The 22,928-nt window shown below is 49.0% G+C and carries 24 protein-coding genes; 17 read left to right on the top strand and 7 right to left on the bottom strand.

Features of this window, described 5'->3' with window-relative positions:
• The 15 genes from glnD to nqrM all read left to right on the top strand — a co-directional run bounded on the left by glnD (position 1) and on the right by nqrM (position 15,790).
• Positions 1-2,559: a [protein-PII] uridylyltransferase gene (glnD, locus tag ACTHTY_RS08310; RefSeq protein WP_440367204.1), complete on the top strand. Its 2,559-nt coding sequence runs from the start codon at positions 1-3 to the stop codon at positions 2,557-2,559.
• Between the two features lie 789 nt (positions 2,560-3,348).
• Positions 3,349-3,807, top strand: a complete 459-nt coding sequence (locus ACTHTY_RS08305; RefSeq protein WP_440367203.1) for a pilin — start codon at positions 3,349-3,351, stop codon at positions 3,805-3,807.
• Positions 3,808-3,901: 94 nt separating this feature from the next.
• The gene (locus ACTHTY_RS08300; RefSeq protein WP_440367202.1) at positions 3,902-4,375 is read left to right on the top strand and encodes a pilin; all 474 of its coding nucleotides are present in this window, start codon (positions 3,902-3,904) and stop codon (positions 4,373-4,375) included.
• Positions 4,376-4,779: 404 nt separating this feature from the next.
• Entirely contained in the window at positions 4,780-5,262 is a 483-nt protein-coding gene (locus tag ACTHTY_RS08295) for an Lrp/AsnC family transcriptional regulator (RefSeq protein ID WP_003684427.1), read from the top strand.
• A gap of 117 nt (positions 5,263-5,379) precedes the next feature.
• Positions 5,380-5,976, top strand: coding sequence for a DUF1415 domain-containing protein (locus ACTHTY_RS08290; RefSeq protein ID WP_440367201.1), 597 nt, complete (start codon positions 5,380-5,382; stop codon positions 5,974-5,976).
• A gap of 14 nt (positions 5,977-5,990) precedes the next feature.
• Positions 5,991-6,350: a YbaN family protein gene (locus ACTHTY_RS08285; RefSeq protein WP_107792321.1), complete on the top strand. Its 360-nt coding sequence runs from the start codon at positions 5,991-5,993 to the stop codon at positions 6,348-6,350.
• A gap of 443 nt (positions 6,351-6,793) precedes the next feature.
• Positions 6,794-8,212 (top strand): sodium:proton antiporter, encoded by a 1,419-nt coding sequence (locus tag ACTHTY_RS08280; protein ID WP_440367200.1) that lies wholly within the window; start codon positions 6,794-6,796, stop codon positions 8,210-8,212.
• Between the two features lie 337 nt (positions 8,213-8,549).
• Positions 8,550-9,893 (top strand): Na(+)-translocating NADH-quinone reductase subunit A, encoded by a 1,344-nt coding sequence (locus ACTHTY_RS08275; RefSeq protein ID WP_440367198.1) that lies wholly within the window; start codon positions 8,550-8,552, stop codon positions 9,891-9,893.
• 2 nt (positions 9,894-9,895) lie between these two features.
• Positions 9,896-11,128, top strand: a complete 1,233-nt coding sequence (locus tag ACTHTY_RS08270) for an NADH:ubiquinone reductase (Na(+)-transporting) subunit B (RefSeq protein ID WP_440367197.1) — start codon at positions 9,896-9,898, stop codon at positions 11,126-11,128.
• Positions 11,121-11,897 (top strand): Na(+)-translocating NADH-quinone reductase subunit C, encoded by a 777-nt coding sequence (locus ACTHTY_RS08265; protein WP_440367195.1) that lies wholly within the window; start codon positions 11,121-11,123, stop codon positions 11,895-11,897. Before ACTHTY_RS08270 ends, ACTHTY_RS08265 begins: the two co-directional genes overlap by 8 nt.
• On the top strand, positions 11,897-12,523 hold the full coding sequence (locus tag ACTHTY_RS08260; RefSeq protein WP_003684313.1) for an NADH:ubiquinone reductase (Na(+)-transporting) subunit D: 627 nt from the start codon (positions 11,897-11,899) through the stop codon (positions 12,521-12,523). Before ACTHTY_RS08265 ends, ACTHTY_RS08260 begins: the two co-directional genes overlap by 1 nt.
• A 3-nt stretch (positions 12,524-12,526) precedes the next feature.
• Entirely contained in the window at positions 12,527-13,120 is a 594-nt protein-coding gene (gene nqrE / locus ACTHTY_RS08255) for an NADH:ubiquinone reductase (Na(+)-transporting) subunit E (protein ID WP_003684365.1), read from the top strand.
• Between the two features lie 13 nt (positions 13,121-13,133).
• On the top strand, positions 13,134-14,351 hold the full coding sequence (gene nqrF, locus ACTHTY_RS08250) for an NADH:ubiquinone reductase (Na(+)-transporting) subunit F (RefSeq protein WP_440367194.1): 1,218 nt from the start codon (positions 13,134-13,136) through the stop codon (positions 14,349-14,351).
• A 132-nt stretch (positions 14,352-14,483) separates the two neighbouring features.
• Entirely contained in the window at positions 14,484-15,551 is a 1,068-nt protein-coding gene (locus ACTHTY_RS08245; RefSeq protein ID WP_440367193.1) for an FAD:protein FMN transferase, read from the top strand.
• A 17-nt stretch (positions 15,552-15,568) separates the two neighbouring features.
• Positions 15,569-15,790, top strand: coding sequence for a (Na+)-NQR maturation NqrM (gene nqrM / locus ACTHTY_RS08240; RefSeq protein ID WP_070590364.1), 222 nt, complete (start codon positions 15,569-15,571; stop codon positions 15,788-15,790).
• A gap of 228 nt (positions 15,791-16,018) precedes the next feature.
• On the opposite strand, the gene rpmG is transcribed toward nqrM, so the two are convergent.
• The 6 genes from rpmG to ACTHTY_RS08210 all read right to left on the bottom strand — a co-directional run bounded on the left by rpmG (position 16,019) and on the right by ACTHTY_RS08210 (position 20,263).
• Complete coding sequence (gene rpmG, locus ACTHTY_RS08235; protein ID WP_003684373.1) at positions 16,019-16,174, bottom strand: 50S ribosomal protein L33; 156 nt, start codon at positions 16,172-16,174, stop codon at positions 16,019-16,021.
• Positions 16,175-16,204: 30 nt separating this feature from the next.
• Complete coding sequence (gene rpmB, locus ACTHTY_RS08230; protein ID WP_002216391.1) at positions 16,205-16,438, bottom strand: 50S ribosomal protein L28; 234 nt, start codon at positions 16,436-16,438, stop codon at positions 16,205-16,207.
• A 250-nt stretch (positions 16,439-16,688) separates the two neighbouring features.
• A complete protein-coding gene (gene brnQ, locus ACTHTY_RS08225; protein WP_440367192.1) occupies positions 16,689-18,017 on the bottom strand; it encodes a branched-chain amino acid transport system II carrier protein in 1,329 nt (442 codons plus the stop codon).
• Entirely contained in the window at positions 18,014-18,916 is a 903-nt protein-coding gene (locus ACTHTY_RS08220; protein ID WP_440367191.1) for a segregation and condensation protein A, read from the bottom strand. Before ACTHTY_RS08220 ends, brnQ begins: the two co-directional genes overlap by 4 nt.
• A 92-nt stretch (positions 18,917-19,008) precedes the next feature.
• Positions 19,009-19,476 (bottom strand): hypothetical protein, encoded by a 468-nt coding sequence (locus ACTHTY_RS08215; protein WP_440367190.1) that lies wholly within the window; start codon positions 19,474-19,476, stop codon positions 19,009-19,011.
• A 10-nt stretch (positions 19,477-19,486) separates the two neighbouring features.
• Positions 19,487-20,263 carry a tRNA threonylcarbamoyladenosine dehydratase gene (locus ACTHTY_RS08210; RefSeq protein ID WP_440367188.1) on the bottom strand — a complete coding sequence of 259 codons (777 nt, stop codon included), beginning with the start codon at positions 20,261-20,263 and terminating at the stop codon, positions 19,487-19,489.
• A 186-nt stretch (positions 20,264-20,449) separates the two neighbouring features.
• On the opposite strand from ACTHTY_RS08210, the gene ACTHTY_RS08205 reads away from it, so the two are divergent.
• On the top strand, positions 20,450-20,914 hold the full coding sequence (locus tag ACTHTY_RS08205; RefSeq protein WP_003680896.1) for a universal stress protein: 465 nt from the start codon (positions 20,450-20,452) through the stop codon (positions 20,912-20,914).
• Between the two features lie 78 nt (positions 20,915-20,992).
• Here ACTHTY_RS08205 and hemL read toward each other — a convergent pair whose 3' ends face one another.
• Positions 20,993-22,276, bottom strand: coding sequence for a glutamate-1-semialdehyde 2,1-aminomutase (gene hemL / locus ACTHTY_RS08200; RefSeq protein ID WP_107697155.1), 1,284 nt, complete (start codon positions 22,274-22,276; stop codon positions 20,993-20,995).
• 198 nt (positions 22,277-22,474) lie between these two features.
• Between hemL and ACTHTY_RS08195 the strand changes: the two genes are divergently transcribed.
• Entirely contained in the window at positions 22,475-22,870 is a 396-nt protein-coding gene (locus ACTHTY_RS08195) for a hypothetical protein (RefSeq protein ID WP_440367186.1), read from the top strand.
• The last annotated feature ends 58 nt before the right edge of the window (positions 22,871-22,928 follow it).

Raw genomic sequence — 22,928 nt, 5'->3', positions numbered from 1 at the left:
ATGACCGCCGCCCAACAAGCCATCCAAACCTACCGGCAGCAAAAAGCCGCAGCAGAAACTGCCTACCGCAAAAACAACCGCCCTACCGCTTACTTCCGCGACCATATCGCCGCAGCCGAAACCCTGCTGCAAACCCTCTGGCAAATCCATTTTCCCGACAGCAACGACATCAGTCTCATTGCCATCGGTGGCTTCGGGCGTTGCGAACTCTACCCCCATTCTGACTGGGACTTAGCGATTATTTCCTCGGCCCCATTTTCAGACGGCCTGCAACAGCAAACCGCCCAATTTATCCAAACCCTTTGGGACGCACGCCTCAATCCCGCCATCAAAAGCGGCAGCATAGAAGAAATCCTCCAAAGCACACAAAACGACATTACCGGCGAAACCGCCTTTCTTGAAGCACGCCATCTCCAAGGCAATGCCAACCTTACCGCCCAACTTCTAAACAAACTCAACACACGCCGCGACACAGCTGCCTTCATCGAAGCCAAACTCCTCGAAATGGAGCAACGCCACACCAAATCCCAAGGCACAGGCACACAACTCGAACCCAACATCAAAACCTGCCCCGGCGGCCTGCGCGACATCCACACCCTGATTTGGACAGCCAAAGCACAAGGCATAGACAGCAACCCCACCGCCCTCGTTACCGCCGGTGTCCTCACACGCACCGAAGCCGGCATGCTGGCCCACGGCTACCGTCGCCTCGCCAATATCCGCATCCACCTCCACCTTACCGCCGACCGCCCTGAAGACAGGCTGCTTTTCGACTACCAGTCCCAAGTCGCCGAAAGCTTAGGCTATACCCAACCCGACATCCGCGGCAGAAGCGAAGCCCTGATGCACACCTTCTACCGCGCTACCAAAGCCATCAAACAACTCAACGGCATCCTCATTCCGATTCTCAAAAACCATCAAACCTCCAGCCGTCCCCAACATATCCACCCCATTGACAGCCACTACAAACGCATCGGCCACCAAATCGCCGCCAACGACCTTGCCCTGTTCGAACAAAATCCCGAACACATCTTCACCATTATTCAAACCATGCAGGAGCAAAACATCACCACCATCGAGCCGCAAACCCTGCGTGCATGGTGGGCGGCCACACGAAAAATCAACACCCGTTTTACCCAAAATCCAGAAAACCGCCGCCGCTTCATCCAATTCTTCAAACACGGCACCGGCCTTACCCAAACCCTCCGTTTTCTCAACCTCTACGGCGTACTTGGCCGCTATCTTTCCGCATGGGAAAAAATCACCGGCCTGCTCCAACACGACCTCTTCCATATTTACCCCGTAGACGACCACATCCTGACCGTCGTCCGAAATATGCGCCGTCTCGCCATCGAAACCCACAGCCACGAAATGCCCGAGGCCAGCGCCATCATGCAGGCCTACCCACGACCGCATGTCCTTTACACCGCTGCCCTGCTGCACGACATCGCCAAAGGCCGTGGCGGCGATCACGCCAAAGAAGGCATCAAAGACGCACAACAATTCGCCGCCAACCACTACTACACCGAAGAAGAAAGACACCTCCTCGCATGGCTGGTTGAAAACCACCTGCTCATGTCTACTGTTGCCCAAAAAGAAGACATCCAAGATCCCCATGTCCTCCAAGCCTTCTGCCGCCGTATTCCCACACGCGAATACCTCGACGCACTCTACCTGCTTACCATTGCCGACATCCGCGGCACCAACCCCAAACTTTGGAACACATGGCGCGCCAGTCTGCTCCAAACCCTCTATCACAGCACCGCCGCCGTTTTAAACAGCAAACACCACGATCCCGAACGCCTCCCCAACCGACGCGAACAAGCCTCGACCGATCAGCTCACACGCGCGGCCGTTCCCCTCAAAAACCAACAAAAACTCCGCCGCATACTCGGCAGCGCATACTACGTCCGCCATCAAACGCGGGAAATCCTCTGGCACACCGCAAACCTCGCCTACGACACCCAAAGTCCGGCCGTCCGCAGCCGCATCCTCCCCCAAAGCAACAGCCTTCAAGTCATGGTCTTCATGCCCAACGGCGACCGCCTCTTCGCACGCCTCTGCCGCATTTTCAGCAGCCACCGCTTCGACATCCAAGCCGCCCGCGCCTTCATCACCGAGCACGACTACATCCTCGACACCTTTATCCTCCAACTTCCCGACAATCTCCCGCCCGAAGAATATCCCGACCGCCAAAGCGCACTCGAAGCCGAACTCAACAGCTTCATCCACGGCAATACCACCGTCCAAAAACAAAGCGGCCGCCCGCACATCAGCCGCCGCATCCGCCACATCCCCATTCCGCCTACCGTAATCATCACCCCCGAAGAAGATTACCCCGGCTGGCACACCATAGACATCACAGCCGTCAACCGCCCCCACCTCCTCGCCGACATCGCCGAGACCTTCTTCGCACACAACATCAGCCTGCGCTACGCCAAAATCACCACCTTGGATCAGCGCATTGAGGACAGTTTCATCACCTACAGCCCATCCCTCCAAGATCCGCAAACCCAAAACACCCTAAAACAAGCATTAATCGAAGTCCTGACCCCATAAAGGCCGTCTGAACATCTTAAAAACATAGGGTGAGCATTTTTTGCTCACCCTAATCGCATTCAATATATAAACATCCTGAATATACCCTTCTAAAACACTCAAGAAATCCAACACCTTAAAAATCAAAACCAGACTGCTCCCTGATATAAAACTACATTACAAAATCATAACCCAAATAAATATAATTCCAAATACAAAATTTCATTCACCTATTACGCCAAACCCTCTTCAAAAATCCTTCCTTCCAAATCTTTTCCACATCCATATTCAAACAAAATACGCATAAAAAATAAAACCCATAAAAAACAAAAAAATAAAATCACAAAATATTAAACTCACCGATTAACCCATAAAAATACCGCCCATCTAAATCAATTAACATATTATTGAACTAAGCTTAATTTCTGACGAAAAACGTCACATAACCAAACTTGCCCACACTCCCTGTCACAAAAAACACAAAACTGACAAAAAACGTCAACCCCTAATTTCCCTAAAATCCTGAAACTTTCAAACAAAACCTCACAAAATTTAAAAATTAAAAAATAATCCCAATAAAAACAACAAACAAAAAATAAAAAATAAATTTTTTAATCAGTTTTGCACACTTGGCACACCGACTGCTTGAAACAACACGTCCGACAAGGCCCAAGCCTCAAAGCAGCAAGCCCGACGGAAGCTGTATATTCCTTCTTACTTATGGTTTACTCATAATACATAGTGCGAAGCACATTACGGACTTTTTACTTAAACACAATTATTCACACTTTCAAACTGGAGTTTTAAACAATGAAAGCAATCCAAAAAGGTTTCACCCTGATCGAATTGATGATCGTCATCGCCATCTTGGGCATCTTGGCCGTAATCGCTCTGCCTGCATACCAAGACTACACTATCCGCGCTAAAGTATCTGAAGGCTTGAGCTTGGCAGAACCTGCAAAATTGGCTGTAGCAGAAACTGCTACTGCATTAAATGGTTTGGACTCAGTTAAAGGTATCAATGGCACTGACAAAGGTAATACAGGTTACTCATTCCCTGAAAACGGCAGTGACTATGTAAAAACTATTACGATCGCGAATGGCGGCATAATTACAGTAGAAACGAGAAATACTGGTGTAAAAGCAAACGCAGAAAAAGATCCTAAGTTTACATTAACTCCCGCTCAAAAAGACCCAGAGTCTCCAATTACTTGGACATGTAAATTTTCTGGTGGCGAACCTAAACATGTTCCTGCTAACTGCCGCTAATATTGGTATTGCAGTCTAAATAAAAGCAAATCCCATAACGCGGTTATGGGATTTGCTTTATAAAAATAAAAAAACTTAAAAACGATACGCTCAAATGAATACCCCATTTCAAGCCCAAAAAGGTTTTACCCTGATTGAGCTGATGATAGTGATCGCCATCCTCGGTATTCTGGTTGTTATCGCCGTGCCTACCTACCAAAACTATATCGGCAGGGCGCAAGCCTCCGAAGCACTATACCTTGCCGACGACCTGAAAACCGAAATCAGCATTGCTTCAGCGGTAAATAACCGCCTGCCCAATGCAGAGGATGTCAGCAAACAAGGCGCAATCGGCGTTACTGCCCAACGTATCGGCGGTACATACATCCAAAACGGTGGCGTAACTGTAGAAGCAGATACAGGCAAAATCAGTATTCCTTTCGATAAAGGCCAAAACAAAGGCAAAGTCCTGACCCTGACCCCTTATCGAATTAACAATGACTCGACTTGGTTGCTTAACTGGCAATGCGGCGGAACACTGGATCCGATGATGGTTCCCGCCATGTGCCGAGACAACTCAAACAGATAACGACCAAGCATATACCTTAAGAAAAACACAAAAATACATTGCGAAGAAAACACCCCAAACAAAGCCAAATACAAACGCGGAAAACGAATCAAAGCAAAAGAACAAAACTCTCCAAAACAAGGTCATTAAGAGCCTGAATCATCACATTACGAAAATAAATGCCGTCTGAAATTCATTTTCAGACGGCCTCTTTATATCCAATCCTAATATGACATAAAACTTTAATCTTGATTAGTTTCAGATGGTCTTCATCTTTTCACCACTACATAAAACAAATTCGCAACACTCCTTATAAGACAATTTGTCGCACATCTGAACTCAATATATAATTTAACCATACAAGTCTTTATTTTTAAGCATTTTTCATTTTCAAAACATACATTGTCTACATTGGGAGAACCATCATGCCTCATCTGAACTTGGATAAAACGGATTTAAAGATTCTGCAGGTTTTGCAGGAAAATGGGCGGTTGAGCAATGTTGAGCTTTCTGAAAAGGTGGCGCTCTCCCCTTCTCCCTGTCTGCGCCGTCTCAAACAGCTTGAAGATGCAGGCATTATTCAAAAATACGCTGCCCAGCTTTCCCCTGTTTCTTTGGGCTTGGGTTTGCAGGCTTTTATCCGTGTATCGATTAGCAAGGCAAAAGATGCGCGCGAGGATTTTTCCGAATCTGTCCGCGCTTGGCCGGAAGTATTGAGCTGCTTTGCGTTAACGGGTGAAACCGACTATCTGCTCCATGCCTTTTTTACCGATATGAACGCGTTTTCCCATTTTGTTTTGGACACGCTGCTTTCGCACCACGGCGTGCAAGATGCGCAATCGAGTTTCGTGTTGAAAGAAATTAAAAACACGACCGCTCTGCCTTTGGTTCATTTGGTTCAGGATTAATGATTTGAAACTGATGAAGGCCGTCTGTTGTTCAGACGGCCTTTTAAATTTCTATGGTTTGCCTTAAAGACCATACACTTGTATACTTTTTAAGAATAATTCACATAAGCTTTTACCATGACTGACACCGCCCATCTCGATACCAATACTGTTTCAGAACATACCAAACAATGGTTGGAAAAAGCCGTTATCGGGCTGAATCTCTGCCCGTTTGCCAAAGCGCCGCACGTTAAAAACCTGGTTCGCATCGTTGTCAGCGAAGCCCGTCATTTAGACGGTTTCCTTGAAGACTTGGATCGTGAATTGCAGCTTCTAGGCAATACGCCTGCTTCGGAATTGGAAACCACTTTACTGGTTCATCCGACGCTGTTCCCTGATTTTGAAACCTTCAACCAAATGCTGGAAATTGCCGACGATGCCGTTGTTGAAAACGAATTGGAAGGCATTGTCCAAATTGCGCCGTTCCATCCCGATTTTCAATTTGAAGGCACAGAAGCCGACGACATCAGCAACTACACCAACCGCTCGCCCTATCCGACCTTGCATCTGATTCGTGAAGACAGTATTGCCAAAGCGGCTGAAGCGTTTCCCGATGCCTCGGCAATTTTTGACCGCAATATCGCGCTGCTGGAAAGAATGGGGCATGAGGGCTGGGATAAATTAGACATTCCGCGTTGTCCATTTCCACATCACAAGCCGTCTGAAAACAAATAATTGGTGATGGGAAGATGGTTCGCTATTTATTGATTTTTTGCGGCGCATTGTCGCTCGTCTTGGGCATTATCGGCATTTTCCTGCCATTACTGCCGACTACGCCTTTCATTTTATTGACCGCCGCCTGCTGGGCAAAAGCTTCGCCGCGCTTTCACAATTGGCTGTATCATCACCGCTATTTCGGCCCCATCATACAAAACTGGGAAAACAACGGCGCAGTGCCGCGTAAGGCAAAATTCTTCGCTATCGGCATGATGGCCCTTTCTTGCCTGTTTATGTTTTGGCAATTTCCGGAACGCTGGTGGATTGGTGCCGTATCATCAGTCTTCTGTAGCTGCGTGGCAGTGTGGATGTGGTTACGGCCGGAGGCATAAAATAAAACAGGTAGGCATTTTTGCTTACCTGTTTTTTTGTTTTCATACCCAATTTATCCATCAAAACAATCAGCAAGAACCAAAATACCCTATTCGACCCTCATTTTTCAGACGGCCTCCATTTATTCAATTAAATGTAAATTTTAGCTAAAATTAATTCAAAGTATTTTTTCGATAGCATTATTTCCGATATTTCAAACTCCTGTTTCAAAACCATTTTTTTACTACCTCCAACTATTCTACTCATTTTGATTCCTTTATTTGTATCAACATTTCTTTTGATTCCAACACCCTAAACCGTCCCTTAACACTTGCTTTGCGTTATACTTTCCCCTGACACAACCGCGCAGTTCGTCTGGATATTTTCAGACGGCCTGAATATTTCACCGCCGTGTTTTCTCAATGAAGTTCCTCACGGCGCAACAGAATAAAAAGGAAATACTATGCGCTCTCTCTCATTTTTACTACTTCTTGCCGCCTTTCCTGCTGCGGCATCCGATTTTGACGGCTCATCCGCAAGCCTGCTTTGGGGTCTGCCGTTTGCACTGATTCTCTTATCCATTGCACTCGGACCTCTGTTTTTCTCCCGTATTTGGCACCACCACTTCGGCAAAATTACAGCATTTTGGACACTGCTGTTTTTAACGCCATTCATCATAACCTTTGGTTTCGGAGCCGGCGTGCATACCGTTGCCCATGCATTGGTTGAAGAATATATCCCCTTTATCCTGCTGCTTTTGGCGCTTTATACCATTTCAGGCGGTATTTTTGTCAGCGGCGATTTGCACGGCTCGCCTAAATTGAACACAACCCTGTTGGCAGTCGGTACGGCTTTGTCTTCCATCATGGGGACAACAGGCGCGGCGATGTTGATGATTCGTCCGCTTTTGAAAGCCAACCATAAACGCCACTACCGCGTTCACATCGTGATTTTCTTCATTTTCTTGGTAGCGAATATCGGTGGCGGTCTGACTCCTTTAGGCGATCCTCCTCTGTTCTTAGGATTCCTGAAAGGCGTAGATTTCATGTGGACGGTCAAACACATGCTGATGCCTGTATTGATCAGTTCTGTGATTTTGCTGGCCGTTTTCTACATCATCGACAGCCGACACTTCAACCGTGAACAAAGCGAACACCTTGCTCCCGCTCCTTCCGATAAAGAAGAAAAAGTCAAAATCTACGGCAAATGGAATTTTCTGTTACTGGCCGGTGTAGTCGGTGCGGTTTTGCTGTCCGGTTTGTGGAAACCAAATCATCCGGGCCTTGAAATCTTGGGCAGCCATTATGCCTTGCAAAACCTGATGCGCGATGGCATTTTGCTGGCTTTGACCGCCGTATCTTGGATTATTACGCCCAAACAGGTACGCGCAGGCAATGAGTTCAACTTCGAGCCGATTGCCGAAGTGGGCAAACTGTTTTTGGGTATTTTCATTACCATTTCCCCCGTCTTGGCGATTTTGAAAGCCGGCGAATCAGGTGCATTGGCTTCCGTTGTTTCTCTGGTTCACGACGCAGCAGGCAATCCGATTAATGTGATGTATTTCTGGATGAGCGGCATTTTGTCGGCATTCTTGGATAACGCGCCGACTTATTTGGTGTTCTTCAATATGGCCGGTGGCGATGCCCAAGCCTTGATGACAGGCCACCTGTTCCATTCATTGCTGGCAGTATCCATGGGTTCCGTATTTATGGGCGCGCTCACTTATATCGGTAATGCGCCGAACTTCATGGTAAAAGCCATTGCCGAACAACGCGGCGTGCCGATGCCTTCCTTCTTCGGCTATATGGCATGGTCGGTAATTGTATTGGTACCGCTGTTTGCCCTTCATACGATGATTTTCTTCGTTTGGCAGCTCTTTTAAACTTAGAGGCCGTCTGAAATTCAGACGGCCTTTTATTTTCAGCTATATCATCAAATATAGCGTTTAAATATCAATCAGTTAAAAATTATTTCCCTTAACACTCGATTACACATTCCTACTTTTTTCCCACTTTTCCCGTAAAAATAAGCGTAAAACTGACATAAAACAGCCTATACCTGATAAAATCTAAAGCTTTGTTGTTTGCGTTTATTCGTTGTTTTTATAGCAAACCTCTGCTTTTTTCAGACGGCCCATCCTTTGTTTCAAAGCATTACATGCCGTCTGAAAAAACAATCCGACATCCGAATCTCAACCCACCAAAAAGTAACGCATCCTTATGATTAAGATAAAAAAAGGCTTAGACCTGCCTATCGCAGGCAGACCGGAGCAAGTCATTTATGACGGCCCGGCCATTACCGAAGTCGCGTTGCTTGGCGAAGAATATGTCGGCATGCGCCCCTCGATGAAAATCAAGGAAGGCGAAGCCGTCAAAAAAGGCCAAGTGCTGTTTGAAGACAAAAAGAATCCGGGCGTAGTATTTACTGCTCCGGCTTCAGGCAAAATCGCCGCGATTCACCGTGGCGAAAAGCGCGTACTTCAGTCAGTCGTGATTGCCGTTGAAGGCAAAGACGAAATCGAGTTCGAACGCTACGCACCTGAAGCGCTGGCAAAATTGAGCAGCGAAGAAGTGCGCCGCAACCTGATCCAATCCGGTTTGTGGACTGCGCTGCGTACCCGTCCGTTCAGCAAAATCCCTGCCGTCGATGCCGAGCCGTTCGCCATCTTCGTCAATGCGATGGACACTAACCCGCTGGCTGCCAATCCTACGGTCATCATCAAAGAAGCCGCCGAAGACTTCAAACGCGGCCTGTTGGTATTGAGCCGCCTGACCGAACGTAAAATCCATGTGTGTAAAGCGGCCGGTGCAGACGTGCCGTCTGAAAATGCTGCCAACATCGAAACACATGAATTCGGCGGTCCGCACCCTGCCGGTTTGAGTGGCACGCACATTCATTTCATCGAGCCAGTCGGTGCGAACAAAACCGTTTGGACCATCAATTATCAAGATGTGATTGCCATTGGCCGTTTGTTTGCAACAGGCCGTCTGAACACCGAGCGCGTGATTGCCTTGGGTGGCTCTCAAGTCAACAAACCGCGCCTCTTGCGTACTGTTTTAGGTGCGAAAGTATCGCAAATTACTGCAGGCGAATTGGTTGACGCAGACAACCGCGTGATTTCCGGCTCAGTATTGAACGGCGCGATTGCACAAGGTGCGCATGATTATTTGGGGCGCTACCACAATCAGATTTCCGTTATCGAAGAAGGCCGCAGCAAAGAGCTGTTCGGCTGGGTTGCGCCACAACCGGACAAATACTCCATCACGCGCACAACCCTCGGCCATTTCCTGAAAAACAAACTCTTCAAGTTCAACACAGCCGTCAACGGCGGCGACCGCGCCATGGTACCGATCGGCACTTACGAGCGCGTAATGCCCTTGGATATCCTGCCTACCCTGCTCCTGCGCGATTTAATCGTCGGCGATACTGACAGCGCTCAGGCACTGGGTTGCTTGGAATTGGACGAAGAAGACCTCGCTTTGTGCAGCTTCGTCTGCCCGGGCAAATACGAATACGGCCCGCTGTTGCGCAAGGTGCTGGAAACCATTGAGAAGGAAGGCTGATTATGGGCTTGAAACATTTTCTTGAAAAAATCGAACCGCACTTCCTGCCGGGCGGCAAACATGAAAAATGGTATGCCCTCTACGAAGCTGCAGCGACGATTTTCTATACATCCGGCGCGGTAACGCGCAAAGCGGCGCACGTCCGCGATGCACTCGACTCCAAGCGCATGATGATTTTGGTGTGGCTGGCTTTGTTCCCTGCCATGTTCTACGGTATGTACAACGTCGGCGCACAGGCATTCGGTGCGTTACCGCCTGATTTGCTGCAACAAAATATCGCCAACAACTGGCACTACGCCCTTGCCAACGCTTTGGGCATCAATATGTCGTCTGAAGCGGGTGTGTTGGGCAAAATGCTGTTCGGCGCGATTTTCTTCCTGCCGATTTACGCGACTGTATTTGTTGTGGGCGGCTTCTGGGAAGTTTTGTTCGCATCCGTACGCAAACACGAAATCAACGAAGGTTTCTTCGTGACTTCGATTCTGTTTGCTTTGATCGTTCCCCCTACCCTGCCTTTGTGGCAAGCGGCTTTGGGTATTTCTTTCGGCGTTGTGGTTGCGAAAGAAGTATTCGGCGGTACAGGTAAAAACTTCATGAACCCTGCTCTTGCAGGTCGTGCGTTCCTGTTCTTCGCCTACCCTGCCAACATTACCGGCGATACCATTTGGACTGCGGTTGACGGCTATTCAGGTGCCACTGCTTTGGCGCAATGGGCGGCACACGGTGCAGACGGCCTGAAAAATGCTGTAACCGGTCAAAACATTTCTTGGATGGACGCATTTATCGGTAATGTGCCCGGCTCAATCGGTGAAGTATCCACTTTAGCGCTCTTAATCGGTGGCGCATTTATCGTATTCACCCGCATTGCCTCATGGCGCATTATTGCCGGCGTGATGATCGGTATGATTGCCATGTCTTCGCTGTTTAACTTCATCGGTTCGGACACCAACGCCATGTTCTCCATGCCTTGGTACTGGCACTTGGTGGTCGGCGGCTTCGCCATCGGTATGCTGTTTATGGCGACCGACCCGGTTTCCGCTTCCTTTACCAATGTCGGCAAATGGTGGTACGGCGCGCTTATCGGCGTGATGTGCGTGTTGATCCGCGTGGTCAACCCTGCTTACCCCGAAGGCATGATGTTGGCGATTCTGTTTGCCAACCTGTTTGCCCCGATTTTCGACTATTTCGTCGCACAAGCGAACATCAAACGCAGAAAGGCGCGCAGCAATGGCTAAGAAATTCGATAAAGACAGCTTCAGCGGCACGCTGATTGTGGTATTGGTTGTCAGCCTGATTTGTTCCATCATCGTTGCTGGTGCGGTCGTCGGCTTGAAACCCATCCAAGAGAAACAAAAACTCCAAGACAAACAAGGCTATATCTTGAGCGTAGCCGGTTTGATGGATAAAAATACCGACATCAGCAAAACCTTTGCCGAGCGTATCGAGCAACGTGTCGTGGACTTGGCAACCGGCGAATACGTCGCCGATGCGCCTAAAGACTTCAGCGCACGCGTTGCCAGCAAAGACCCTGCCCAAAGCATCCAAATCAAACCTGAAGACGATTTGGCAGGCATCAAAAGCCGTGCCAAATACACCGAGGTTTATCTGGTAAAAGGCGATGACGGCAAAGTCAGCCAAATCATCCTGCCTATGCACGGTAACGGTTTGTGGTCTGTTATGTACGGCTTTGTCGCCATCCAACCCGACGGCAACACCATCAACGGCATCACCTACTACGACCAAGGCGAAACCCCGGGCTTGGGCGGCGAAATCGGCAATCCGTTGTGGCAACAAAAATTTGTCGGCAAAAAACTGTTTGACGAACAAGGCAAACTCGCCCTGCACGTCGGCAAAGGCGCAAGTTCGGACAAAGAACACGGCGTAGATGCCCTCTCCGGCGCATCGCTGACATCTAAAGGCGTGCAAGGTTCGTTCGCCTACTGGTTCGGCGAAAACGGCTATATCCCCTACCTGAACAAATTAAAATCAGCAGGAGCACAATAATGGCTGACATGAAACGCTTGAAATATTTGATGTTTTCACCCTTTATCGACAATAACCCGATTGCCTTGCAGGTTTTGGGAATTTGTTCGGCTTTGGCGGTTACCACCAAGCTTCAGACGGCCATCGTAATGGGTATTTCCGTAGCTTTGGTAACCGGTTTTTCCAGCTTTTTCATTTCATTGGTGCGCAACTACATCCCCAACAGCATCCGTATTATCGTGCAAATGGCGATTGTTGCTTCCTTGGTAACGCTGGTTGACCAACTGCTCCAAGCCTTTGCTTATGAGCTGTCCAAACAGCTGTCCGTATTCGTCGGCCTAATTATTACCAACTGTATCGTAATGGGCCGTGCCGAAGCATTCGCCATGAAAGAGCCTCCTTTGGAGAGCTTGGTTGACGGTATCGGCAACGGCGCAGGTTACGGCATGATGTTGATCATCATCGCCACCATCCGCGAACTGATCGGCTCTGGCAAGCTCTTTGGCTACACCATTTTCCAAACCGTACAAGATGGCGGCTGGTATCAAACCAACGGCTTGTTCCTGCTCGCTCCCAGCGCGTTCTTCATCATCGGCTTCTTGGTATGGGGTCTGCGCACTTGGAAACCTGAACAGGCGGAGAAATAACACATGGAACATTACTTAAGCCTCTTTGTAAAATCCGTCTTTCTGGAAAACATGGCACTGTCCTTCTTCTTGGGGATGTGTACGTTTTTGGCGGTATCTAAAAAAGTATCCACTGCATTCGGTTTGGGCGTTGCCGTGACTTTCGTACTCGGCCTGTCCGTCCCTGCCAACCAACTCGTTTACTCGCTGCTGAAAGACGGTGCATTGGTTGAAGGCGTGGACCTGACCTTCCTGAAATTCATCACCTTCATCGGCGTGATTGCCGCTTTGGTGCAGATTTTGGAAATGTTCTTGGACAAATTCGTTCCTGCCCTCTACAACGCATTGGGTATCTACCTGCCCCTGATTACCGTAAACTGCGCGATTTTCGGTGCCGTATCGTTTATGGCGCAACGCGAATACAACTTCGGCGAGTCCGTTGTATACGGTTTCGGTGCAGGTCTGGGTTGGCTTTTGGCTATTGTCGCTTTGGCGGGCATTACCGAAAAAATGAAATATTCGGACGTCCCTAAAGGCCTCAAAGGCTTGGGCATTACCTTTATCGCCGCTGGCCTGATGGCAATGGCGTTTATGTCGTTCTCCGGCATCCAGTTATAAGAAAGGAATCGGCATGGAGATTATTTTAGGTATCGTGATGTTCACCGTCATCGTCTTGGTTTTGGCACTGATGATTCTGTTTGCCAAATCCAAGTTGGTGAGCGAAGGCGACATCACCATCAAAGTCAATAACGAAAAAGAGCTGACGATGCCTGCCGGCGGCAAACTGCTGGGTGCGCTTGCCAGCCAAGGCATCTTCGTTCCTTCCGCCTGCGGTGGCGGCGGCTCATGCGGTCAGTGCCGCGTTGTCGTGAAAAGCGGCGGCGGCGACATTCTGCCGACCGAGCTATCCCACATCAGCAAACGCGAAGCGCGCGAAGGCTGCCGTCTGTCTTGTCAGGTCAACGTTAAAACTGATATGGACATCGAAGTACCGGAAGAAGTATTCGGCGTGAAAAAATGGGAATGCACCGTCATCTCCAATGACAACAAAGCCACGTTCATTAAAGAACTTAAGCTTGCCATTCCAGAAGGCGAAGAAGTTCCTTTCCGCGCCGGCGGCTACATCCAAATTGAAGCTCCTCCTCACACCATTGCCTACAAAGACTTCGACATTCCTAAGGAATACCACGAAGACTGGGACAAATACAATCTGTGGCAATACGTTTCCAAAGTGGATGAGCCGATTTTGCGTGCCTACTCTATGGCTTCATACCCTGAAGAAAAAGGCATCATCATGCTGAACGTGCGTATCGCTACGCCTCCTCCACGCGTACCTGATGCGCCTCCGGGACAAATGTCGTCTTACATCTGGTCACTTAAACCCGGTGATAAAGTAACGATTTCCGGTCCGTTCGGTGAATTCTTCGCCAAAGACACCGATGCCGAAATGGTATTTATCGGCGGTGGTGCGGGTATGGCGCCGATGCGCTCCCACATTTTCGACCAGCTGAAACGTTTGAACTCCAAGCGTAAGATTACTTTCTGGTATGGTGCCCGTTCTAAACGCGAGATGTTCTATGTCGAAGACTTCGACCAACTCGCAGCAGAATTCCCGAACTTCACATGGCACGTCGCCCTGTCCGACCCATTGCCTGAAGACAACTGGGACGGTTACACAGGCTTCATTCACAACGTGGTTTATGAAAACCATCTGAAAAACCATGAAGCACCTGAAGACTGCGAATTCTACATGTGCGGCCCTCCGATCATGAACCAGTCCGTGATCAAAATGCTCAAAGACTTGGGCGTGGAAGACGAAAACATCCTCTTGGACGATTTCGGCGGCTAACAGACAAAAAGGAAGAAACTTCGGTTTCTTCCTTTTTTATTGCCAAGCCGTCTGAAAACCATACTTTCAGACGGCCTGAACCTTTCTTTTACGATACAATAAAGGCTTCAAAAAATAATCCGCAAATCCCCTATGCCGTTTCTTCCCAATTCGTTTTACCGTCCGATAATCGGTTGCTCCATTGCCATCCTTTCCGCACTCACACTCTCTGCCTGCCAACCTGAAAAACAACAAACCATCACCCTGCAAGGCGAGACCATGGGCACAACCTATACCGTCAAATATCTTTCAGACGGCCAAAACAAACTCCCCTCCCCTGCCGAAATACAAAAACGCATTGATGACGCGCTTAAAGAAGTCAATCGGCAAATGTCTACCTACCAGACCGATTCCGAAATCAGCCAATTCAACCAGCTGCGCACCGTCAATCAGGCCATGCCTATTTCCCAAGACTTTGCCTATGTGACCGGCGAAGCCTTGCGTTTAAACAAACTGACGCACGGCGCACTGGACGTAACCGTCGGTCCCTTGGTCAACCTTTGGGGATTCGGTCCGCAAAAAGAAATCACACACGAACCGACTGCACAAGAAATCCAACATACTTCAGAAATGGTCGGCACAGACAAACTCAAACTTTCCCAAGACGGCCAGCAGCCTACGCTTGCCAAAACCCATCCCGAAGTCTATTTAGACCTATCCTCCATCGCCAAAGGCTTTGGCGTGGATAAAACCGCTGCCGAACTTGAAAAACTCAATATCGGCAATTATTTGGTAGAAATCGGAGGCGAGTTGCATGGCAAAGGCCATAATGCGCAAGGCAACCCTTGGCGTATCGGCATCGAGCAACCCAATATCGTTCAAGGTGGCGCCACTCAAATTACCATTCCATTGGACAATAAATCACTGGCTACGTCCGGCGACTACCGCATTTTCCATGTCGATAAGTCAGGCCGCCGCCTTTCCCATATTATCAACCCTAAAACCAAACAACCCATCAGCCACAACCTTGCTTCCATCAGCGTAGTAGCTGAAAACGCCACACTTGCAGACGGCCTCTCAACCGGATTATTCGTCCTCGGAGAAACCGAAGCGCTTAAACTTGCCGAGCAAGAAAATCTTGCCGTTTTCCTTATCATCCGAACCCCGCAAGGCGGCTACCATACTAAAATGTCCAGCGCATTCAAGAAATTACTAAACTAACCTTCAGGAATACACACATGAAAACCCTCCTTCTGACTTTCGGCATCTTTATCATTGTCATCCTCGGCATGGCAGTCGGCTATATTTTCTCCAAACGCACCATCAAAGGCAGCTGCGGCGGCATTTCCTCGCTCGGCATGAAGAAAATGTGCGATTGCGACACGCCATGCGATACCTTGCAAAAAGAGCTGGATAAAAAACAACATTCCGACAATCAAGGCATCAAGATCGATCATTAAGTCGTTGTTGAATGTTTATTGGTAATTTAAGACCGCTTATCCCCCATCAGGCCGTCTGAAAAATAAAAGAGCGTGACCCAAATAGATACACGCTCTTTTATTTTGCCCCTTCCAAAGCAATCCAAAAATATCTTGCATACACATTTGAAACAAGCCCCCAAAAAAACAATCAGAAAACAAAAAGAAAAGCTCCTGCAAAACAGGAGCTTTTTCTTGGAAGAAACCGGATTATTTCAATTTAGTTTCTTTGTAAATAACGTGTTTACGGGCTACTGGGTCAAATTTTTTGATTTCCAGTTTGCCAGGCATAGTACGTTTGTTTTTAGTAGTTGTGTAGAAGTGACCAGTACCAGCACTGGACTCCAGTTTGATTTTATCGCGCATTGCAGTAATCCTTAATTAATGGTGTTTAAATTAAGCTTCGCCGCGAGCACGCAAATCAGCCAATACGACATCAATGCCTACTTTATCGATGGTGCGCAATGCAGCGTTAGAAACGCGCAGGCGAACCCAGCGGTTTTCACTTTCTACCCAGAAACGACGTGATTGCAAGTTAGGCAAAAAACGACGTTTGGTTTTGTTGTTGGCGTGTGATACGTTATTGCCAGACATCGGGCGCTTACCGGTCACTTTGCAAACTCGTGCCATGGTTAGTCTCCAAACTTCTAAAATAGTAAAACGCGATTTATACCACGAAATCCGCCTTCAGTTCAAGTCGTTTGCTGAAAAAACGGGATTTGTGGAAATAAATCTTCTCAATATGTTGCATCTGCGAAACGGTATTTCGCAAAGCCTTAACTTTTCAATTATAACGGATTTCTTTAAAAAAATCATCTGTCGTTTGCGTGGTCGGCGAAATAAACAGGCCGTCTGAACATTTCAGACGGCCTGTTTATCGTCATGCTTTTTTCTTCAATGCCGCATTCAAAATGCAGCCGAGTATAAAGCAGGCTAAAGAGGGAACAACCCACCCTAAACCGATATTGTAAAACGGCAATGCGCGCTCGATGGCAGCCGCGGTTTCGGCATCAAATCCAAACGCGGCCTTATAGGCATCGAGCAAGCCAACCATAAGAGCCGCCATCATGGTACAGAAATAGACAATACGGCCGCCGCCAAACAATTTATCTGTCAAAGCCAGCAGAATAATAACGATGGTCAGCGGATACAACAGCATCAACATAGGGATAGAAAACTGCAAAATCGCTGACAGACCTTTGTTGGCCAACAGGATAGACACCACCGTATTCAGTATCACAAAGATTTTATAAGAAATACCCGGGCAAAGACGGTTGAAATATTCGGCGCATGAAGTAATCAAGCCAACCGCCGTACTCAGACAGGCAAGCAACACCATGACGCCAAGCAACACAATACCGGCCGTACCGAAATAGTGCTGTGCGGTTTTAGATAAAACCGACGCTCCGTTTTCCTGCAAGCCGATACCTGCCACACCTGTCGCGCCCATATAGCCGATAAACAGGTAAACCACTGCCAAACAAGAAGCCGCCAACACACCGGAAATCGTCGTGGTCTTCAGCAAGTCCGCGCGGTTGTCCACGCCCATGGCGCGAACAGCATCAATGACGATAATGGCAAACACCAGCGAAGCCAGCGCGTCCATGGTGCCATAGCCTTCCAAAATGCCTTTAACCAACGGATGAGTAGCAAAATCGCCTTGCGCCGCCTGCGACACGCCCATTGGGTTAATGGCGGCATAGCCGACCAATATCGCAATTGACAGCAACAAAACAGGCGTGAGGATTTTACCGATACGGTCAACCAGCTTCCCCGGGGAAATCGACAGCCAATAAGTCATGCCGAAAAACACCAGGCTGAATACGGCCAATGCGATATTTTTCCAAGATTCATCAATGAAAGGGGAAATCGCGGTTTCAAAAGACACTGTCGCCGTACGCGGCATGGCAAACAGAGGGCCGATTGCCAGATAAAGCGCCGTGGCAAAAGTCACGCCGTACCAAGGCGCAACACGGGAAGCCAGTGCCTCCACATCGCGCGAACCGGAATAGCCGACGGCAATCACGCCCAATAATGGCAAACCCGCCCCGGTCAGCAGAAAGCCGAACATGGCCGAAAGCCAGTTTTCACCGGCCTGCTGTCCCAAAAAAGCAGGAAAAATTAGGTTTCCCGCGCCAAAAAACAGCGCAAACAGCATCAAGCCCACCGCCCATAAAGAGGCCTTACTGCGACTTATCGTCGAATTCATCTTAAATTCTCTTTTTCCAAATACCCGTTATCGGTTTCATCGACTTCAAGGCCGTCTGAAAGCATTTCGGCTTCGTTTGTTTCCAAACCGTCTTTCAGGCTGATTTCGATTTCACCATAATTTTCAGGCTGTACGATACGCACCAAGCCTTCTTTAGCTAATTCCAGCAATGCAATAAAATTGACCACCACATATGTCGCGCCCTGCTCCGGCTTAAACAAATCGCTGAACTTGCTGATGCCGCTTTCGTTCAAACGGCGCAAAATCGCCGTCATCTGAGCGCGCACGGATATGGTTTCCCGCACCACTTCATGACTGCGCGTATGCTTGGCACGCGACAAAATACCCAACCAAGCCTGCGTCAAATCGGCAACGTACACTTCCGGCAACTTCGCTTCAACCGCAATTTCCAACGGCAAATACGCCCAAGCGAAATCACGTCCGGCACGCGGCAATGCGTCCAAGCCCTGAGCCGCCAGTTTCATCTGTTCGTAAGCCAACAGACGGCGCACCAATTCGGCACGCGGATCCGCCTCTTCATCCTCAACTTCTTCAGGACGCGGCAGAAGCAGGCGCGATTTAATTTCAATCAACATCGCTGCCATCAGCAGGTATTCCGCCGCCAAATCAAAATGATACGCTTCCATTTGAGCAATATAGTGCAGATACTGCTCGGTAATCTTCACCATAGGAATATCGAGGACATCGATATTTTGCTTGCGGATGAGGTACAGCAACAAATCCAACGGCCCTTGGAAGCTGCTCAATACCACCTTCAACGCATCAGGCGGAATAAACAAATCCTGCGGCACATCGGTAACAGGCTGACCGAACACCCACGCAACGGTATGTTCAGACGGCGTTGCGGCAGTGGAAGAAATAAGGTGTTCTGAAGGCATGGTTAAAGGGTCTTTTTCTTTTTAAGTTTAGTAAGAAGTTTCATCAATAAAAGGCCGTCTGAAACAAGGACAACCCGTTTTTAATATAAAAATCAGCGGTTTTTACGATTGATTTGCAAAGAAACAATGGCGACGGCAAAGGTCTGGGCCAAGGCCATACCCAACAGCGGCAGGCTGGCAAAAACTGAACCCGTCAGTACCGAACCGATATCTCGGGACAACACAAAACCATCCCTCGCAAGCATCGCCACCATCAAAGCCAACAGCAGCAAACTTTCGCAGCCGACCAAAAACCAAATCATTTTAACTGAACGGCGTTTGCGCCATTTCATGATACCGGCGTGCAAAAGGCTGAATATCACGACGGACAGACACGGATAAAGAAAAGTGGTGAATGGGCGGTTATAACCGCTTTGCACACACAAATAATCTCCCGGCAGCGTATTGCATTCCATCACATCGAGAAACATCGGATCGACGGCATACATCAATACGCCGAACCATACCGCATAAATCAGGCTGGCGATAAAGTAGGCTTTAAAAAATCGGTTCTTACCCATTTCCTACCCCTCACTTCCGCCCCGCGATATGCTCCACCGCCGCCTGCGCACAATACAATCCAAACGAAGCCGTCACCAGCATACTCGCGCCGTAGCCCGCGCAGGACAAACCTTGCGGCGCTGCATCGGTCGAACACGCTTCGCCGGATTGCGGCGGCGTAATATTCTCGGTTGAATAAACGCAAGGCACGCGCATTTTTTCTTTGGTATCGCGGCTGAAGCCGTAGCGTTTGCGCAAGGTGTAGCGCAAATTGGAAAGCAGCGGATCGTGGGTAACGCGGCTCAAATCGGCGGTTTGAATCAAAGCCGGATTTTTCTGTCCGCCCGCGCCGCCGCTGATAATAAACGGTTGTTTATGTTGCACGAAATACGCCGCCATCGCCGCTTTGACACGGATTTGGTCGATGGCGTCGATAACAAAGTCAAAAGGCCGTCTGAAAAGTTCGTTCAGATTGTCTTCGGTCACAAAATCTTCGATTTCCGTCACTTCGCATTGCGGATTGATTTGGGCAATGCGTTCGCGCAAAGCGGTAACTTTTGCCTTACCGAAATCATCGGTCAAAGCGTGCAACTGGCGGTTGACATTGGACTCGGCAACGTTGTCCAAATCAATCAGCGTTAAACGACCGATACCGCTCCTCGCCAACGCCTCCACCGCCCACGAGCCGACGCCGCCGACGCCGACCACGCACACATGCGCACGCGAAAAACGCACCAGTGCTTCGTCTCCGTAAAGTCTGGCAATGCCGCCAAAGCGGCGCGAAGAAAGAAAAGCGGCATCCTGCATAAGTAACCTTGTGATATATCAATAAATTAATGAAAAACGCCACAGGCGAATCGGACTAACATTATACTTGAAAGCAGATGGGCTGTTGTACCCGCCCGAAAGAGTTTATAATCGTTTCACATTCAGACAAGTTCTGATTTCATATTAAACGAAAGTGCCGCTACTCGGCGCAAAAGGAGAATAAATATGTACAAACATCTGGTTGTAGCCGTTGACGGTAGCGAGACTTCCCTCAATGCATTGAAACACGCCGCCGAACTGGCAAGCCTCAACAAAGCCCAACTGACTTTGGTTCACGTTGCCAACCCTGCCGAATACATGGCTTTGGCTCCTGAATTCCTGCAACACGAAAGCTACGAAGCCGCCGCAGTGGCTCAAGGTAACGAAGTTTTGGATTTCGCAGAAAAAACAGCGCGTGAAAGCGGCGTTGAAAACATCGTGAAACACCTGTTGGTTGCCAACAAAGGCGCGCGCGAAATGGCGCAAGACTTGGTTGACTACGCCGACAACAACGGCGCAGACCTGTTGGTACTCGGCACACACGGCCGCACCGGCCTGATGCACCTGCTGATGGGCAGCTTCGCCGAAACCGTAATGCGCCAAAGCCACCTGCCTCTGCTGATTATCCGCAGTAAAGCCGAAGAAGCATAATCAAGCATTGATTTAAAATAGCGAAAGGCCGTCTGAATATTTTTCAGACGGCCTTTTTTCACATGACAGCTTCAGCTTTTATTTCGCCATTCCTTTGAACACTTCGTGTGCCACAGCAATGGTTTCGTCAATTAGCTCAGGCGTATGCGCGGCGGAAACAAACCCGGCTTCGTAAGCTGACGGGCCGAATGCGACATTGCGGTCGAGCATACCGTGGAAGAAATGTTTGAAACCGTCGATATTGGAACGCGCCATGTCGGCATAGTTTTGCGGCGTATGGCTGGCAAAATACAAACCAAACATGCCGCCCACGCTGTCCGCCGTAAATTCAACGCCATGTGCTTTAGCCGCGTCGGCAATACCGTTGGCAAGGCGTTGGGTCAAGGCAGTCAGGTTTTCATAGAAGCCTTCGCGCTGAATGATTTCCAGCGTTTTCAAACCGGCTGCAACCGCAATCGGGTTGCCGGACAATGTACCTGCCTGATACACGCCGCCCAACGGGGAAATACATTCCATAATGTCTTTACGGCCGCCGAACGCCGCCAAAGGCATACCGCCGCCGATCACTTTGCCCATGGTGGTCAAATCAGGCTTGATGCCGTGCAAAGATTGCGCGCCGCCCAACGCCACGCGGAAGCCGGTCATCACTTCGTCGTAAATCAACACGGCACCGTGTTTTTCAGTCAATTCGCGCAAAGCTTTGACAAAGGCTTCAGACGGCCTAACCAGATTCATATTGCCGACAAAAGGCTCCAAAATCACGCAGGCAATGTCATTGCCGCTTTGGGCAAAGGCTTCTTCCAGTTGGGCGATATTGTTGTACTCGAGTACCAAAGTGTGTTTGGTAAAATCGGCAGGCACACCGGCGGAAGAAGGATTACCAAACGTCAGCAGACCGCTGCCTGCTTTCACCAACAGGCTGTCGGAATGTCCGTGATAGCAGCCTTCAAACTTGATGATTTTGTCGCGGCCGGTAAAACCGCGTGCCAAACGAATGGCGGTCATCGTTGCTTCCGTACCGGAGCTGACAAGGCGCAGCTGCTCGACGGACGGCATGATTTTGGCGATTTCTTCGGCAATGACAATTTCGCCTTCAGTCGGTGCACCAAACGATAAACCGCCCAATGCCGCTTCGCGCACGGCTTCAATGACTTCGGGATGGGCATGGCCGACAATAGCAGGGCCCCAAGAGCCGACATAGTCGGTATAACGCGTGCCGTTTTCGTCCCAAACATACGCGCCTTCTGCCTTTTTGATGAAGCGCGGTACGCCGCCGACGCTGCCGAATGCGCGCACAGGAGAGTTCACGCCGCCAGGAATAATGGCTTTGGCGCGGTTGAACAAGCTTTCATTACGGTTCATGGTCAATTCTTTCGTAAGAGGTCGTCTGAAAATCAAATCGATGCCATTTTAACACCAAATCCTTTTCAGACGGCCCAAGCTTCAAAATAAGAATCGGGCGCAAAATCAAAATTATTCTTTAAAAACAAACACTCTATTCACATTTTTCCTGCTTGTGCTATAATCCGCGACCTATTGAAACAATAAAAGAAAAGCATCATGTTACGCGGATTCATACTCAGCCTCGCCCTTTTGGCGTCCTCCCTCGTCCATGCACAACGCAGCCTGCCTGACGATATGGACGTGGCCGTTTTAAAAACTGTCGATTTGCCGTATCTGAAAGTCAGCAAAGGCGGTTTTTCTTGGACGCGCCTGCTGACCTTGGGCATTGTGGACGGCAATGCGGCCAAACTGCAAATCACCCGCTTTACCAAAATCCACGATGAAAACGACCGTTTCATCCCCATGGGTCGCCTGCTGAATCAAACCGGCAAAGCCGTTGCGTTCAAATACAACGAAGAAAGCCGCCTTGTCCGCGAAATCTGGATTTTGACCGACGCCGAGGCCAACAGGTTCATCGAACACGCCAAAAAGCAGAAAAAGGCGGAAGAATAATTTTTCAGACGGCCCGAGTATTTCACAGGCCGTCTGAACCCTTTTACAACAAGCAAGT

Origin of the sequence: Neisseria sp. P0019.S002, assembly GCF_051957155.1 — a bacterium.
GTDB classification, from domain to species: domain Bacteria; phylum Pseudomonadota; class Gammaproteobacteria; order Burkholderiales; family Neisseriaceae; genus Neisseria; species Neisseria perflava.
Note: the sequence above shows the minus strand (reverse complement) of the source record. Positions and strands in the feature narration are given on the sequence as shown.